This window comes from Micromonospora sp. A200 (genome assembly GCF_029893845.1).
GTDB lineage: Bacteria > Actinomycetota > Actinomycetes > Mycobacteriales > Micromonosporaceae > Micromonospora > Micromonospora purpureochromogenes.
This window is the reverse complement of record NZ_JARXXY010000011.1, coordinates 61494-76371: the sequence shown is the minus strand read 5'-3', so window position 1 is coordinate 76371 and position 14878 is coordinate 61494. Positions and strand designations below refer to the sequence as shown.

19 protein-coding genes are annotated in these 14878 nt (G+C 74.9%); 18 read left to right on the top strand and 1 reads right to left on the bottom strand.

The window, feature by feature from the left end; all coding sequences use genetic code 11:
* Nucleotides 1–143 precede the first annotated feature (143 nt).
* From M2302_RS13140 to M2302_RS33120, 6 genes are all read left to right on the top strand, one after another.
* The gene (locus tag M2302_RS13140) at nt 144–563 is read left to right on the top strand and encodes a TraR/DksA C4-type zinc finger protein (RefSeq protein ID WP_154943859.1); all 420 of its coding nucleotides are present in this window, start codon (nt 144–146) and stop codon (nt 561–563) included.
* A 67-nt stretch (nt 564–630) separates the two neighbouring features.
* On the top strand, nt 631–1257 hold the full coding sequence (lspA, locus tag M2302_RS13135; RefSeq protein ID WP_280838186.1) for a signal peptidase II: 627 nt from the start codon (nt 631–633) through the stop codon (nt 1255–1257).
* On the top strand, nt 1254–2201 hold the full coding sequence (locus tag M2302_RS13130) for an RluA family pseudouridine synthase (protein ID WP_280838185.1): 948 nt from the start codon (nt 1254–1256) through the stop codon (nt 2199–2201). The genes lspA and M2302_RS13130 overlap by 4 nt, the downstream gene beginning before the upstream one ends.
* Before the next feature lie 86 nt (nt 2202–2287).
* Nucleotides 2288–3208: a hypothetical protein gene (locus tag M2302_RS13125; protein WP_280838184.1), complete on the top strand. Its 921-nt coding sequence runs from the start codon at nt 2288–2290 to the stop codon at nt 3206–3208.
* Between the two features lie 96 nt (nt 3209–3304).
* Complete coding sequence (locus M2302_RS13120; protein WP_280838183.1) at nt 3305–4834, top strand: AAA family ATPase; 1530 nt, start codon at nt 3305–3307, stop codon at nt 4832–4834.
* A gap of 56 nt (nt 4835–4890) precedes the next feature.
* Nucleotides 4891–5796, top strand: coding sequence for a DUF2567 domain-containing protein (locus M2302_RS33120; RefSeq protein WP_348529419.1), 906 nt, complete (start codon nt 4891–4893; stop codon nt 5794–5796).
* On the opposite strand, the gene M2302_RS13110 is transcribed toward M2302_RS33120, so the two are convergent.
* The gene (locus tag M2302_RS13110) at nt 5711–6409 is read right to left on the bottom strand and encodes an LON peptidase substrate-binding domain-containing protein (RefSeq protein WP_280838182.1); all 699 of its coding nucleotides are present in this window, start codon (nt 6407–6409) and stop codon (nt 5711–5713) included. The two genes, M2302_RS33120 and M2302_RS13110, sit on opposite strands and share 86 nt — an antisense overlap.
* Before the next feature lie 107 nt (nt 6410–6516).
* Between M2302_RS13110 and hisD the strand changes: the two genes are divergently transcribed.
* From hisD to hisF, 12 genes are all read left to right on the top strand, one after another.
* Nucleotides 6517–7839 carry a histidinol dehydrogenase gene (gene hisD / locus M2302_RS13105; RefSeq protein ID WP_280838181.1) on the top strand — a complete coding sequence of 441 codons (1323 nt, stop codon included), beginning with the start codon at nt 6517–6519 and terminating at the stop codon, nt 7837–7839.
* Nucleotides 7836–8909, top strand: coding sequence for a histidinol-phosphate transaminase (locus tag M2302_RS13100; RefSeq protein ID WP_280838180.1), 1074 nt, complete (start codon nt 7836–7838; stop codon nt 8907–8909). The genes hisD and M2302_RS13100 overlap by 4 nt, the downstream gene beginning before the upstream one ends.
* Nucleotides 8906–9517, top strand: coding sequence for an imidazoleglycerol-phosphate dehydratase HisB (gene hisB / locus M2302_RS13095; RefSeq protein ID WP_238449450.1), 612 nt, complete (start codon nt 8906–8908; stop codon nt 9515–9517). Before M2302_RS13100 ends, hisB begins: the two co-directional genes overlap by 4 nt.
* Entirely contained in the window at nt 9517–9687 is a 171-nt protein-coding gene (locus M2302_RS13090; RefSeq protein ID WP_280838179.1) for a hypothetical protein, read from the top strand. Before hisB ends, M2302_RS13090 begins: the two co-directional genes overlap by 1 nt.
* Nucleotides 9687–10313, top strand: a complete 627-nt coding sequence (gene hisH, locus M2302_RS13085; protein ID WP_280838178.1) for an imidazole glycerol phosphate synthase subunit HisH — start codon at nt 9687–9689, stop codon at nt 10311–10313. The genes M2302_RS13090 and hisH overlap by 1 nt, the downstream gene beginning before the upstream one ends.
* Nucleotides 10314–10376: 63 nt before the next feature.
* Nucleotides 10377–10700, top strand: a complete 324-nt coding sequence (locus M2302_RS13080; RefSeq protein ID WP_280838177.1) for a hypothetical protein — start codon at nt 10377–10379, stop codon at nt 10698–10700.
* 16 nt (nt 10701–10716) lie between these two features.
* Nucleotides 10717–11442, top strand: coding sequence for a bifunctional 1-(5-phosphoribosyl)-5-((5-phosphoribosylamino)methylideneamino)imidazole-4-carboxamide isomerase/phosphoribosylanthranilate isomerase PriA (priA, locus tag M2302_RS13075; RefSeq protein ID WP_280838176.1), 726 nt, complete (start codon nt 10717–10719; stop codon nt 11440–11442).
* A complete protein-coding gene (locus M2302_RS13070; RefSeq protein WP_280838175.1) occupies nt 11439–11828 on the top strand; it encodes a RidA family protein in 390 nt (129 codons plus the stop codon). The genes priA and M2302_RS13070 overlap by 4 nt, the downstream gene beginning before the upstream one ends.
* A 93-nt stretch (nt 11829–11921) precedes the next feature.
* Nucleotides 11922–12365 carry a MarR family transcriptional regulator gene (locus tag M2302_RS13065; protein ID WP_280838174.1) on the top strand — a complete coding sequence of 148 codons (444 nt, stop codon included), beginning with the start codon at nt 11922–11924 and terminating at the stop codon, nt 12363–12365.
* 2 nt (nt 12366–12367) lie between these two features.
* A complete protein-coding gene (locus M2302_RS13060; protein WP_280838173.1) occupies nt 12368–12799 on the top strand; it encodes an organic hydroperoxide resistance protein in 432 nt (143 codons plus the stop codon).
* Nucleotides 12800–12841: 42 nt separating this feature from the next.
* Entirely contained in the window at nt 12842–13840 is a 999-nt protein-coding gene (locus M2302_RS13055) for an NADP-dependent oxidoreductase (RefSeq protein WP_280838172.1), read from the top strand.
* A gap of 76 nt (nt 13841–13916) precedes the next feature.
* On the top strand, nt 13917–14684 hold the full coding sequence (hisF, locus tag M2302_RS13050; RefSeq protein ID WP_179801006.1) for an imidazole glycerol phosphate synthase subunit HisF: 768 nt from the start codon (nt 13917–13919) through the stop codon (nt 14682–14684).
* The last annotated feature ends 194 nt before the right edge of the window (nt 14685–14878 follow it).

The following is a 14878-nucleotide window of genomic DNA, read 5'->3' as shown; positions in this document are numbered from 1 at the left end:
CCTGTACGTTCCGTATTCTTGCCAACCTCCGGAGTGCGCGGCCCTCGTTGCCGTGCGCCCGTTTTGTTACGTGGGGGCGCCAGGCCGGTGACCCCTGTCCGGACACCGCCGACCGCCGCGCTACGCGGCTGAGGGAGCTGACGATGGCGAAGCCAGCCGACACCAGGACCGCCGGCCGCAAGCCTGCGGTGAAGGCCACCCGCAGCGCGGCGGAGACCGAGAAGATCCGGGCGGCCCTGGCGGCCCGACGGGACGAGCTGCGAGCCGAGTACGATCAGACGCTGAGCGAGATCACCGAGCTGCAGCGCGACCGGCTGACCGACTCGGCCGGGGACGACCAGGCCGACACCGGCACCAAGACGTTCGAGCGCGAGCAGGAGATCTCCCTCGCCAACAGCATCCGGGAACGGATCACGCAGGTCGAGCGGGCCCTGGAGCGCCTCGACGAGGGTGGCTACGGGTGGTGCGAGCGGTGCGGGAACCCGATCCCGGTCGAGCGGCTCGCCGCCTTCCCGTCGGCGACCCTCTGCGTGACCTGCAAGCAGCTGGAGGAGCGGCGCTGACGTCCGCTCCCCGGTGACATACGCGAGACGGTGAACCGCTCACCGTCGGACAGTCGATGGGGAGTCGATGACCACAGCACCGACCGCCGGATCCGGCACCGCTGAGCCGGGCGACGGTACGCCTCGCCGCAAGGCGGTCGTGGTCCTGACCAGCATCGCCCTCGCGGCCCTGCTGGCCGACCTGTTCACCAAGCACCTCGCGCTGGTCATGCTCGACGACCGGGGGCCGGTACGCCTGCTCGGCGGCGCGGTCTACCTGACCCTGACCCGCAACAGCGGGGCGGCCTGGAGCATCGGCGCCGACCACACCTGGATCTTCCCGCTGATCACCATCGGCGTGGTCGGCTGGATCGTCTGGATGGCGGTACGGCTGCGGTCCCTGCCCTGGGCGGTCTCCCTCGGCCTGGTGCTGGGCGGCGCGCTGGGCAACCTCACCGACCGGATCTTCCGCGCCCCCGGCCACTTCGTCGGGCACGTGGTGGACATGGTCAGCCTCTTCGACCCGTACGGGCAGGTCTGGCCGGTGTTCAACCTGGCCGACAGCGCGCTGGTCTCCGGAGTGCTCCTCGCCGTGCTGCTCGAACTGACCGGCCGGCAGCGCGACGGCAGCCGGGCCGGTACGCAGGGCGCCGCCGACGACGCGGCGGCCACCGACCGGGGCGCCACCGGCGCTCAGCCCCGGGAGCGGGCGTGACCTCGGCCTTCGCCGCCGGTGGCGGTGACCAGCGTTCCCTGCCCGTCCCGGACGGGCTCGACGGCATGCGTCTGGACCAGGTGGTGTCCCGCCTCTTCGGGCTCTCCCGCACCGCCGCGGCGGCCCTGGTCGACGCCGGTGACGCGCTGGTCGACGGGGCCGCGCGGCCCAACTCGCACAAGGTGAAGGCCGGCTCCTGGCTGGAGGTGACGCTGCCCGCCCCGGTCGCGCCGCCGACGGTGGTGCCGCAGGCGGTGCCGGGCCTCACCGTGGTCCACGCCGACGACGACATCGTGGTGGTGGACAAGCCGGTCGGCGTGGCCGCCCACCCCAGCCCCGGCTGGACCGGGCCGACCGTGATCGGCGGCCTCGCCGCCGTCGGGCACCGGATCTCGACCAGCGGCGCCGCCGAGCGGCAGGGCGTGGTGCACCGGCTCGACGTCGGCACCACCGGAATCATGGTGGTGGCCAAGAGCGAGCAGGCGTACACCGCGTTGAAGCGGGCGTTCAAGTACCGCGAGGTGGAGAAGCGCTACCACGCCGTGGTGCAGGGGCACCCGGATCCGCTGCGCGGCACCATCGACGCCCCGATCGACCGGCACCCGCACCACGACTATCGCTGGGCGGTGGTCTCCGGCGGCAAGCCGAGCATCACCCACTACGACACCATCGAGGCGTTCCCGGCGGCGAGCCTGCTCGACGTGCGCCTGGAGACCGGCCGCACGCACCAGATCCGGGTGCACTTCTCGACGCTGCGGCACCCCTGCGTGGGCGACATCACCTACGGCGCCGACCCCACCCTCTCGGCCCGGCTCGGGTTGGGCCGGCAGTGGCTGCACGCCCGCTCGCTGAGCTTCCTGCACCCGCGTACCGGCGACGAGGTGACCTTCGTCAGCGAGTACCCGGACGACCTGGACCGGGCGCTGGCGATTCTGCGCGACTGACCGCACCCGGTCCGAGCCGACCGAACCGCATTCGGTCCGAGCCGACCGAGCCGCACCCGATCCGAGCCGACAGGGGGCCCGCGCCGGTGAGCGCCGCCGTACCGCCACCGGCCGACCGGCCGACACCGCCGGTGGGCCGGCCCGGCCGTGCCCGGCTGCGCTGGCTCACCTCGGCCGCGCTCGCCGCGGTGGGGGCGGTGCTGCTCACCGCCGGCTGGGCGGGTCGCCGGGAGGAGCCGGTCGGCGACCGCACCGTCGGCGAGGTCACCCGGGTCGGGGTGCGGCCCGGCGACCGGATTCCCGAGTACGTACGCGCCGCCGCGGCCGAACTGGCCGCGTTGCCGCCGTCCGAATCGCCGTCCGGGACGTACGCGCTGGTCTCGTTCACCGGCTACCTCGCGCCGGCGCAGTTGCCCGACGTCCTCACCGACGCGCCGGTCTCCGAGGTCGTGACGCGGGTGCCGCTGCCCGACCGGCAGACCGAGGTGGTCCGCCTGGCGGCGCAGCTGCTGCCGCAGGACGTGGCCGCCGGGATGACGGCGGTGGCCGAGCGCAAGGACCGGGAGGCCGCCGACCAGCGCGCCCGCGCCGCCGGCACCGCCGAGGGCGCGCTGCGCCGGGTGTACGCCACCGGCGCGGAGGTCGCCGCGCGGGAGGCGCGGGCGTACCGGGCGGGGTGCGCGTGCGTCTACGCGGCGGTGGTACGCGCCGACCCGGCCGTGCTGCGGACGCTGGCCGGCCGGCCCGGGGTGCGGGCGGTGGACCCGGCCCCGGAGCTGCGCCGGCTGGATCGCGCGGTGGTCCTTCCGCCGCTGCCCGAACAGGCCGACGTGGTGCGACCGCCGGCCGACACCGCGCTGGAGCCGTCGTCGGTGGGCGTTTCGTCGGAACAGGCACGGGACGTGATCGATCCCTCACCCGGCGGATCGGCCGGCTCGCGGGCGCCCACACCGCCTCCGACCTCGCCGGACACCGGCGGTGGGGGTGGACCGGCGCCCGGCGGGTGAGGATTGCCCATGGGGATGTGCGGCGACAGGTGTGGTCCGAATAGGGTTTCGTTCGTAGCCTGTCAGGCGGAGATCGATGGGCGGGGAGGGCGAGCCTTGGACGGCACCGAGACCGGCTGGGGCCGGTCGGCCGAACCGGCACCGCGATGGCGGGCCTTGCTCGACCGCGCCCGGCTCGGCGGTCGCGCCGGCGAGCCCGCGGAGGCCGACCGCCGCCCCGAGGAGCCGCCACCGGCCCACGAGCCACTGCCCCGGCGCGGGCCGGGCACCGGCCGGTCCGGCCGGGCCTCCGCCGCCGTGCCGCCCGTCGAGCCCCGGTACGGCGCCGACCCCGGCTACCGCGCCGAGGCGACCTACCGGGTCGACCCGGCGTACCGGGTGGAGCCGTCGTACCAGCGCGAGCCGTCGTACCAGCCTGAGCCGTCGTACCAGCCCGAGCCGTCGTACCGGCCGGAGCCGGCCTACCGGAGTGAGCCGGGGTACCCGCCGGAGCCGGCCTACCGGGCCGAACCCGGTTACCCGCCCGAGCCGACGGCGGAGTCCCGCTACGCGTTGCTGGACAACGGCTACCGGCACGAGCCGCCACCGGTCGAGTCGCGGTACGCCCCGCTGCTCGACGACGGCTACCGACCCGGTTACGCCCCGGCCGAGCCGGCGTACCCGCCGCAGCCGTCGTACCGGCCCGAGCCGACCTATCCGCCGGAGCCGGCCCAGCCGGTCGAGCCGGCGTACCCGCCGGCGGTGACCGCCGACCGGGGCTATTCGCCGGCGCGGATCGAACCGGCCCGGATCGAGTGGCGCCCGCAGGCCCCGCAGGACGAGCAGGAGCGGGCCGCCGGCGTGCTGCGCCGCGACCTCGGCACGCCCCGGGTGCTCGCCTTCGCCAACCCCAAGGGCGGGGTGCACAAGACCACCGCCACCGTGCTCGCCGCGGCCACCGTCGGCAGCGTCCGCGGCCGGGGCGTGCTGGCCTGGGACGACAACGAGCTGCGCGGCACCCTCGGGCTGCGCGCCGGCAGCGCCCGGCACGCCCGGACGATCCGGCACCTGATCAGCGACCTGGCGCACATCGAGATCCGGGAGGGCGCCGAACTGCTGGAGTCCCTCGACGACTACCTGCGGCACGCCTCCGACGGCTCGTACGACGTGCTGGCCGGCGAGGAGAGCCCCCGGTTCGCCCAGCGGCTGGACCAGTTCACCGTCAAGCGGGTGCTTGAGCTGCTGCGCCGCACCCACGACGTGGTCTGCGTGGACACCGGCAACAACGTGGAGAGCGCCAACTGGCGCACCGTCATGCACGCCGCCGACCAGCTGGTGGTGACCACCGTGCCGCGCGAGGACGCCGCGTTCAGCGCGGACTGGATGCTGGACCTGCTGCACGAGGAGGGGATGGGGGAGCTGGCCGACAACGCGGTCACCCTGATCTCCTGCCCGACGCCCGGCCGCTCCCAGCTCCAGGACGACCTGGAACGGCATTTCGCCACCCGCACCCGGGCCGTCGCCGTGGTGCCGTACGACCCGGCGCTGGAGACCGGCTCCTCGATCGAGTACCACCAGCTCCAGCCGGAGACCCGGCAGGCGTGGCTGCGCGCCGCCGCGGTGATGCTGGAGCCGTTCGCCCGCTGAGGGAGTGTCCCGCCACCGGCGCCCCCCGTCGCCGCGCCGCCTGAGAGGATCACCGGGTGAGCCCGGACACCCCCGATCCGCACCGGTCCGTCGACCGTCCCGACGAGCCGGACCGTGCCGCCGCGCCCGCCGGCCCCGCCCCGCCGGCCCGCTCGGTGAACGACGGCTGGACGCCGCTCTCCGGTGCGCCCGACGCCGGATCGCAGCCCGGCGAGGCGGGCCCGGTCGAGCCGGCCACGCCGGGTGGTGGCCCCTGGCCGCAACCGGGCGGACCGGCCGCGTCCTGGCCCCCGGCGTACGCCGGCCTCCCGGAGCAGCCGGCCGACCGGACCCGCCGCCCCGTCGCGGCGACCCTCGCCACCGTGCTCGCACTGACCGTCCTGGGCGTGCCGCTCGGGCTGCTCTGGGCCGCCGTGGCCCCGGACACCCCGGTGCTCAAGACCGCCGAGGGCGCCATCTACGCCCAGCCGCAGCCGGAGCAGCCGATCGCCGCCGACGGCTGGTTCAGCCTGCTCGGGCTCGGCTTCGGGCTGCTCGCCGCGGTCGGGCTCTGGGTCGTGCTGCGCCGCAGCCGGGGCCCCGCCGTGCTGGCCGGGGCGGCGTTCGGCGCGCTCGGCGCCGCGCTGGTCGCCTGGCAGGTCGGCCGCCGGGTCGGGCTCTCCGGCTACCAGCGGCTGCTGGAGAACGCCCCGGACGGCACCGCCTTCGGAAAGCCGGCCGACCTGCGCGCCGGCGGGATCGAGTGGCTGTTCGGGTTCCTGCCGGTGCCCTTCGGGGACGTGCTGCTGCCGGCGTTCGCCGCAGCCGTGACGTACACCCTGCTGGCCGGCTGGTCGCGCTGGCCGTCGCTGCGTCCGGAGCCGGAGCCCGGCGGCCTCAGTTGGGGGCCGGGGGCGACGCCAGCTCCGACAGCGGCACCGGAACCGCCCGCACCTGGCGCAGCAGAGCCGCCTCGCGGTTGAGCAGCCGCAGCTCGGCGCGGAGCCGGGTGGCGGTGTCGTCGATGGCGAGCAGTCGCTGGCGGTCCGCCACGGTGAGCGCGGCCGTCGCGGCGACCAGGTGGGACAGCACGGTCGGGTCCTCCGGCAGCTGCTCGGAGATCTCCTCCGGATCGGGCCGGATCAGCCCCAGGTACTGCCGGAACACCGCGATCACCCGGGCCGCGAGCAGCTCGGCGATCTCGTCGGTGCCGCCCGGCTCGGGCAGCCACTCGACCTGGGCGGTCAGGTACGGCGCGGAGGAGTGGTCCACGTCGGCGATCCGGAACCGCCGCCGGCCCACCGTGACGATGTCGAAGCCGCCGTCGTCGAGCTCGGTGACCTGCCGCAGCTCGGCGGTGCACCCCACCTCGTGCAGTGTCACGTCACCGCCGCCGGGGGTCGACCGGCCGGGGGCCGGGGCGACCTCCCAGCCGGCCTGGATCGCCACCACGCCGAACTCGCGCGGCGCCCCCTCGGGCAGCCCGACCAGGTGGCGCACCAGGGCGCGGTAGCGCTCCTCGAATATGTGCAGCGGCAGTACGAGTCCGGGAAAGAGCACCGTTGCGAGCGGGAACACCGGCAGCCGCGCAGTCACGCGTCCGAGCCTAGTCGGACCGGACGCCCGGGGCGTGGCTCGGCTCACGTCTCCCGCGGTACGGGCGGCGCGGAAAGATCCTGACGAAGCCGCCTAGACTCGCAAGGGTGTTGAATCGGATCGACCTGCGCGGCGGTGTCCGTGACCCGCGCCGCCTGCTGCCCCGTGCCCAGCTCGACGTCTCTGTGGCCGTCGAGCGGATCCGCCCGCTCGTGGAGGCGGTCCGGGAGCATGGGTACCCGGCGATCCGGGAGGCCAGCGAGCGGTTCGACGGGGTCTCCCCGGCGGTGCTGCGGGTGCCGGCCGAGGCGATCGCCGAGGCCGAGGGGACGCTCGACCCGCAGGTGCGCGCCGCGCTGCTGGAGTCGATCGCGCGCGCCCGCCGGGTGCACGCCGACCAGCGGCGTACCGACCACACCACCCAGGTCGTGCCCGGCGGCACGGTGACCGAGCGCTGGGTGCCGGTCGACCGGGTGGGCCTCTACGTCCCCGGTGGCCTGGCGATGTACCCGTCGACCGTGGTGATGAACGTGGTCCCCGCCCAGGCGGCCGGGGTGCGCTCGCTGGTGGTGGTCAGCCCGCCGCAGCAGGACAACGGCGGCCTGCCCGACGCGCGGGTGCTGGCCGCCTGCGCGCTGCTCGGCGTCGACGAGGTGTACGCCGTCGGCGGCGCCCAGGCGGTGGCGATGCTGGCGTACGGCGCGGCGGTCGACGCCGAGGGCAGCGCGCACTGCGACCCGGTCGACATGATCACCGGTCCGGGCAACATCTGGGTCACCGCCGCCAAGCGGCTGCTGCGCGGCGTGGTCGGCATCGACGCCGAGGCCGGCCCGACCGAGATCGCCATCCTGGCCGACGACACCGCCGACCCGGCGCACGTCGCCGCCGACCTGATCAGCCAGGCCGAGCACGACCCCCTCGCCGCCAGCGTGCTGGTCACCCCGTCGGTCGAACTGGCCGAGGCGGTCGAGCGGGAGCTGGCCCGGCAGGTGCCGGCCACCAAGCACGCCGAGCGGGTCACCACCGCGCTCAGTGGCGAGCAGAGCGGCGTGGTCCTCGTGGACGACCTCGACGCCGGGCTGCGGGTGGTCGACGCGTACGCCGCGGAGCACCTGGAGATCCAGACCGTGGACGCCCGCGCGTGGGCGATGCGGGTGCGCAACGCCGGGGCGATCTTCGTCGGCGCCTGGTCGCCGGTGTCGCTCGGCGACTACTGCGCCGGCTCGAACCACGTGCTGCCCACCGGCGGCTGCGCCCGGCACTCCTCGGGGCTGTCGGTGCAGTCCTTCCTACGCGGCATCCACCTGGTGGAGTACACCGAGGACGCGCTGCGCGAGGTGGCCCCGCACGTGGTGACGCTGGCCAACGTGGAGGACCTGCCGGCGCACGGCCAGGCCGTCGCGGCCCGCTTCCCCGGGGGGCCGGCGTGACCACCCTGGACGACCTGCCGCTCCGCGACGACCTGCGGGGCCTGCGGCCGTACGGGGCGCCGCAGCTCGACGTGGCGGTGCGGCTGAACACCAACGAGAACTCGTACCCGGTGCCCGAGCCGGTGGTCGAGGCGATCGGCAAGGCCCTCGCGGCGGAGCTGCGCGACCTCAACCGGTACCCGGACCGGGACGCGGTGGCGCTCCGCGCCGACCTGGCGGCGTACCTCGGTCACGGGCTCACCGTCGAGCAGGTCTGGGCGGCCAACGGCTCCAACGAGATCCAGCAGCAGCTGCTCCAGGCGTTCGGCGGCCCCGGGCGCACCGCGCTCGGCTTCACCCCGGCGTACTCGATGCACCCGCTGCTGGCGCTGGGCACCGGCACCGGCTGGGTGCCGGGGGTCCGGGGCGCCGACTTCGGGCTGACCGTCGACGACGCGGTGGCCCAGGTGCGCGAGCACCGGCCGGACGTGGTCTTCCTCTGCTCGCCGAACAACCCCACCGGCACCGCGCTGGACCCGGCGGTGGTCGCCGCGGTGCTCGACGCCGCCCCCGGCATGGTGGTGGTCGACGAGGCGTACGCCGAGTTCGCCCGCCCCGGCACGGTGAGCGCGCTGGCCGTGCTGCCCGGCCACCCGCGGCTGGTGGTCACCCGGACGATGAGCAAGGCGTTCGGCTTCGCCGGCGGCCGGCTGGGCTACCTGGCTGCCGACCCGGCGGTGGTGGCCGCCGTGCAGCTGGTCCGGCTGCCGTACCACCTCTCGGCGCTCACCCAGGCCGCCGCCCGGGCGGCGCTGGCGCACCGCGACGCCCTGCTCGGCACCGTCGACGCGATCAAGGCCCAGCGCGACCGGATCGTCGCGGAGCTGCGCGCCCAGGGCCACCGGGTCGCCGACAGCGACGCCAACTTCGTGCTCTTCGAGGTGGCCGGCGACCAGGCGGTCGCCTGGCGCACCCTGCTCGACGCGGGCGTGCTGGTCCGCGACGTCGGCCTGCCCGGCTGGCTGCGGGTCACCGCCGGCACCCCGGCCGAGACCGACGCCTTCCTCACCGCTTTGGAGAAGCTGACATGAGTCGCACCGCCCGGGTGGAGCGGATCACCAAGGAGACCAAGGTGCTGGTCGAGATCGACCTCGACGGCACCGGCCAGGCCGAGATCAGCACCGGCGTCGGCTTCTACGACCACATGCTGCACCAGATCGCCCGGCACGGCGGCTTCGACCTCACCGTGCGTACCGTCGGCGACCTGGAGATCGACGCCCACCACACGATGGAGGACACCGCGCTGGCCCTGGGCGCCGCCTTCGACCAGGCGCTGGGGGACAAGGCCGGCATCCGGCGGTACGGCTCGGCCACCGTGCCGATGGACGAGGTCCTCGTCCGCGCCGCCGTCGACCTCTCCGGCCGCCCGTACGTGCTGCACGACGAGCCGGCGCTCGCGCCGTACATCGGCCCGGTCTACCCCACCAGCATGACCCGGCACATCTGGGAGTCCTTCGGTCAGTCGGCCCGGATCACCCTGCACGTGGACGTGCTGCGGGCGGCCCGCCCCGGCGGCCACCCGGACGCCCACCACGTGGTGGAGGCGCAGTTCAAGGCGGTCTCCCGGGCGCTGCGCGAGGCCACCGCGATCGACCCGCGCTCGCAAGGTGCGATCCCGAGCACGAAGGGTGCGCTCTGATGGGGCCGGTGCTGCCGACGCTGCTGCTGGTCCTGGCCGGTGTGCTGGTCGGCGGGACGTGGTCGTTGCACAAGCAGGGCGCGCCGCGCGGTGCGGTGGTCATCATGGCGCTGCTGGCCACGCTCGCCACCGTCGGCGGGGTGCTCTGGCTGCTTCCCGGGGAGGGCTGATGACCACCAGGATCGTGGTGCTGGACTACGGCTCGGGCAACCTGCGCTCGGCCGAGCGCGCCCTGGAGCGCGCCGGCGCCGAGGTGACCGTCACCGACGACCTGGCCGCCGCCGCCGAGGCGGACGGCCTGGTGGTGCCGGGCGTGGGCGCCTTCGCCGCCTGCATGGCCGGGATCGAGGCGCTGGGCGCCGGCCCGGTGATCGCCGAGCGGGTCGCCGCCGGCCGGCCGGTGCTGGGCATCTGCGTCGGCATGCAGGTGCTCTTCGAGCACGGCGACGAGCACGGCGTGGTCACCAAGGGGCTCGGGCTGCTGCCCGGCGGGGTGACGAAACTGCCCGCCGAGCGGTTGCCGCACATGGGCTGGAACACGGTCGACGCGCCGGCCGGTTCGGTGCTCTTCGCCGGGCTGCCCGCCGACAGCCGGTTCTACTTCGTCCACTCGTACGGGGTGAACGACGTCGCCGGGCTGGCCGCCGCCGGGGCCACGGTCACCACCGCCCACCACGGCACCGACTTCGTCGCCGGGGTGGAGCGGGGCGCGCTGTCGGCCGCCCAGTTCCACCCGGAGAAGTCGGCCGACACCGGGGCCGCCCTCCTGCGCAACTGGCTGGCCACGGTTGGCTGAGCTGGCTGAGCCGGCCGGCCCGCCGCGGGGCACGCCGGCCGCCGGGGCACCGCGGGGCGCGGCGTGAGCAAGGAGCGGGCCCGCCGCCGCGCCGTCCGGGAGGCCGAGGCCGCCCGGGAACGCGTCGTGCGCCAGCGCCGGCTGGCCCGCCGGCAGCGCACCCGCACGCTGGTACGCCGGCTGACGCCGCAGTGGCGGCGGGGTCGCACCGGCCGGGTGGGCCGCCGCAGCCGGGGGGAGCGGGCCGCGATCGTCGGCCTGAGCCTGGCCGCGCTGTTCGGGATCTGGAGTTTCGTCGACGATCTGGCGTTGCGCCTGGTGCTGGTCGTCCTGCTGCTGCTGGTCCTGCCGGCGATCGTCGTGATCGCGCTGGACCGTCGGATCTGATGCGAGGAGAGAGAAGTTGAGCCTCACCCTGTTGCCCGCCGTGGACGTCGCCGACGGCCAGGCCGTCCGGCTCGTGCAGGGCGCCGCCGGCAGCGAGACCGCGTACGGCGACCCGCTGGAGGCCGCGCTGGCCTGGCAGGCCGACGGCGCCGAGTGGATCCACCTGGTCGACCTGGACGCGGCGTTCGGTCGGGGCTCCAACGCGCACCTGCTCGCCGAGGTGGTGCGGCAGATCGACGTGAAGGTGGAGCTCTCCGGCGGCATCCGGGACGACGAGTCGTTGCAGGCGGCGCTGGGCACCGGGGCGGCCCGGGTGAACATCGGCACCGCCGCGCTGGAGGACCCGCAGTGGTGCGACCGGGTCTGCGGCGAGTACGGCGACCGCGTCGCGATCGGGCTGGACGTGCGCGGTCGTACCCTCTCCGCCCGGGGCTGGACCCGCGACGGCGGTGACCTGTGGGAGGTGCTGGAGCGGCTGGACAAGGCGGGCGCCGCCCGGTACGTGGTGACCGACATCACCAAGGACGGCACCATGCGCGGGCCGAACCTGGACCTGCTGCGTGAGGTCTGCGCGCGCACCGACGCCCCGGTGATCGCCTCCGGCGGCGTGTCCACCCTGGACGACCTGCGGGCGCTGGCCACCCTGGAGCCGATCGGGGTGGAGGGCGTGATCGCCGGCAAGGCGCTCTACGCCGGCGCGTTCACCGTGGCCCAGGCGCTGGAAACCCTGGCCGCCGCGTGACCGTCACCCGGTTGGGCTCGGGCGGCCCGTGGGAGGTCGTCTACGGCTACGCCCGGGTGGTCCGGGCGGGCGACCTGGCGTGGACGGCGGGATGCACGTCGACCGTGGACGGTCGGGTGACGCATGTCGGCGACGCCGCGGCGCAGACCGCGCAGGCGCTGCGGATCGGGCTGGACGCGCTCGCCGAGGTGGGCGCCGAGCCGGGCGACGTGGTCCGGACCCGGATGTACGTGACCGACCGGAGCTACGCCGACGAGGTGGGCCGGGCGCACAACGCGGTGTTCGGGGCCGTCCGTCCGGCGGCGACGATGGTGGTGGTGGCCGGCCTGCTCGATCCCGACCAGCTGGTCGAGGTGGAGCTGGAGGCCTGGCTCGGCGACCGCTGACCCCCGGCCGCCCCGCCCGGGCGACCGGGTGGTCGGGGCCACATCCCGGCCAGATCGGTTGTGCACAACTAAATCGTGGGCTACGGTTTCCCGGTGACCGATGATCTGGTGCTACGTCGACAGGTGTGCTTCGCGCTCTACGCCGCGTCGCGCGCCCTCACCGACGTCTACCGGCCCATCCTCGACGAGGTCGGCCTGACCTACCCGCAGTACCTGGTGCTGCTGGTGCTCTGGGAGCGCGAGGACGCCCCCACGGTCTCCGAACTCGGCGCCGCGCTGCGGCTGGACTCCGGCACGCTCTCCCCGCTGCTCAAGCGGTTGGAGGCGGCGGGCCTGGTGGTCCGGTCCCGGTCGGCGCGCGACGAGCGACGGGTGGAGGTGGGGCTCACCGCCGACGGACGGGCCCTGCGGCAGCGGATGGACGAGGTGCCGCTGCAGGTCGCCCGCGCCACCGGCCTCACCCAGGCCGAGCTGATCGCCCTGCGCGACACCCTCACCCGGGTCACCGAGACGATCCACCGACAGAAGGAGCAGTGACCATGCAGGTGCTCTACACCGCGTCCGCCCTCGCCAGCGGCGACGGCCGCGACGGCCACGTCCGCACCTCCGACGGCACCGTCGAGCTGGACCTGGCGATCCCGAAGGAGATGGGCGGCGCCGGTGGCGCGGCCAACCCCGAGCAGCTCTTCGCCGCCGGCTACGCGGCCTGCTTCCACTCGGCGCTGCGCCTGGTCGCCCGCCGGGCCAAGGCCGACGTCTCCGGTTCGGTGGTCGAGGCCGAGGTCGGCATCGGCCCGAACGGCAGCGGCGGCTTCGGGCTGACCGTCGCCCTCCTGGTCGACCTGCCCGCCGTCGAGCGCGCCGCCGCCGAGCAGCTGGTCGCGCAGGCCCACCAGGTCTGCCCGTACTCGAACGCGACCCGCGGCAACATCGAGGTCGCCCTCACCGTCCGCGAGGCCGCCGCGGCCTGAGCGCCGCCCGGTCCTTCCCCCCGCGTACGAAAGGACGACACCGTGAGCACCAACCGCGAGATCCACCTGGCCTCCCGCCCCCAGGGCTGGCCGACCGCCGACAACTTCCGCCTCGTCGAGACCGAGGTGCCGACGCCCGGCCCGGGCCAGATCGTGGTCCGCAACCAGTTCATGTCCGTCGACCCGTACATGCGGGGGCGGATGAACGACGTGAAGTCGTACGTCCCGCCGTTCCAGCTCGGGGCGCCGCTCGACGGCGGCGCGGTCGGCGAGGTCGTGGCCAGCGAGGCCGACGGCGTCAAGGTCGGCGACACCGTGCTGCACGGCCTCGGCTGGCGGGAGTACGCGCTGCTCGACGCCAAGGCCGCCCGCCCGGTCGACCCGACGATCGCGCCGGTGACCGCGTACCTGAGCGTGCTCGGCATGACCGGTCTGACCGCGTACGCCGGGCTGCTCGACGTGGCCGGCATGAAGCCGGGGGAGAGCGTCTTCGTCTCCGCCGCCGCCGGTTCGGTCGGCAGCCTGGTCGGCCAGATCGCCAAGCTCAAGGGCGCCGGGCACGTGGTCGGCAGCGCCGGCTCGGCGGCCAAGGTCGAGCGGCTCAAGGCCCTCGGCTTCGACGCCGCCTTCGACTACCACGACGGCCCGGTACGCGACTCGCTCAAGGCGGCCGCCCCCAACGGCATCGACGTCTACTTCGACAACGTCGGCGGCGACCACCTGGAGGCGGCGATCTCGGCGATGAACCTGCACGGCCGGGCCGCCATCTGCGGCATGATCGCGCAGTACAACGACACCGAGCCGCCGGCCGCCCCGCGCAACCTGGCGATGGTCATCGGCAAGCGGCTCACCCTGCGCGGCTTCCTCGTCAGTGACCACGGCAACCTGCGCGAGCAGTTCGTGCGGGACGTCTCCGGCTGGCTGCGCGACGGCAAGCTCACGTACGACGAGACGATCGTCGACGGCATCGAGAACGCCCCCGAGGCGTTCCTCGGCCTGCTGCGCGGTGAGAACCTGGGCAAGATGCTCGTCCGGGTGTGAGTCCCGATCCGGCGCGCGGCGGTGGCCGGCCTCACAGGTCGGTCGCCGCCGCGTGCCCGTTGGATAGGCTCGCCACATGACGGTGGCGGTACGGGTGATTCCGTGTCTGGACGTGGACGCCGGGCGGGTGGTCAAGGGGGTCAACTTCCTCGACCTGCGCGACGCCGGCGACCCGGTGGAGCTGGCCGCGGCGTACGACCGGGCCGGCGCGGACGAGTTGACCTTCCTCGACGTCACCGCCTCCTCCAGCGACCGGGGGACCATGCTCGACGTGGTCCGGCGCACCGCGGAGTCGGTCTTCATCCCGCTGACCGTGGGCGGTGGCGTACGGCAGGTCGCCGACGTCGACACGCTGCTGCGGGCCGGCGCGGACAAGGTCGGGGTGAACACCGCCGCGATCGCCCGCCCCGAGCTGATCGCCGAGATCGCCGACCGGTTCGGCCGGCAGGTGCTGGTGCTCTCGCTGGACGTGCGCCGGGCTCCGGCGGGCACCACGCCCAGCGGGTTCGAGGTGACCACCCACGGCGGCCGCCGGGGCACCGGCCTGGACGCGGTCGAGTGGGCGCGGCGCGGCGCCGAGCTGGGGGCGGGGGAGATCCTGCTCAACTCGATGGACGCCGACGGCACCAAGGCCGGTTTCGACCTGGCGCTGATCCAGGCGGTCCGCGCGGTGGTGGACGTGCCGGTGGTGGCCAGCGGCGGCGCCGGCGAGGTGGCGCACTTCCCGCCGGCCATCGGCGCGGGCGCCGACGCGGTGCTCGCGGCGAGCGTCTTCCACTTCGGCGAGCTCACCGTCGGCGAGGTCAAGGACGCGTTGAAGGCCGCCGGCCACCCGGTGCGCTGAGGCGCGTGGCGCGGCCACGCCGTCACCCCGCCACGTCTGTCACCCGGCGCCGCGCGCTGCGGATCCTCGGGCCGTGGTTCCCCGGGCGTGTCGAGGTCAAGGGACAAGTTCCGGTGTGAGCGTGATACCTCTCAGGTATCAATATGACTCTGAGGTATCACCCTCACCAGCGTGGTGTCTTCCGCCGGCTCGCC

Coding starts and splice junctions, on each gene's coding strand:
- M2302_RS13140 (WP_154943859.1), top strand. CDS start 144: ATGGCGAAGCCAGCCGACACCAGGACCGCCGGCCGCAAGCCTGCGGTG.
- lspA (WP_280838186.1), top strand. CDS start 631: ATGACCACAGCACCGACCGCCGGATCCGGCACCGCTGAGCCGGGCGAC.
- hisB (WP_238449450.1), top strand. CDS start 8,906: ATGAGTCGCACCGCCCGGGTGGAGCGGATCACCAAGGAGACCAAGGTG.
- M2302_RS13090 (WP_280838179.1), top strand. CDS start 9,517: ATGGGGCCGGTGCTGCCGACGCTGCTGCTGGTCCTGGCCGGTGTGCTG.
- hisH (WP_280838178.1), top strand. CDS start 9,687: ATGACCACCAGGATCGTGGTGCTGGACTACGGCTCGGGCAACCTGCGC.
- M2302_RS13060 (WP_280838173.1), top strand. CDS start 12,368: ATGCAGGTGCTCTACACCGCGTCCGCCCTCGCCAGCGGCGACGGCCGC.
- hisF (WP_179801006.1), top strand. CDS start 13,917: ATGACGGTGGCGGTACGGGTGATTCCGTGTCTGGACGTGGACGCCGGG.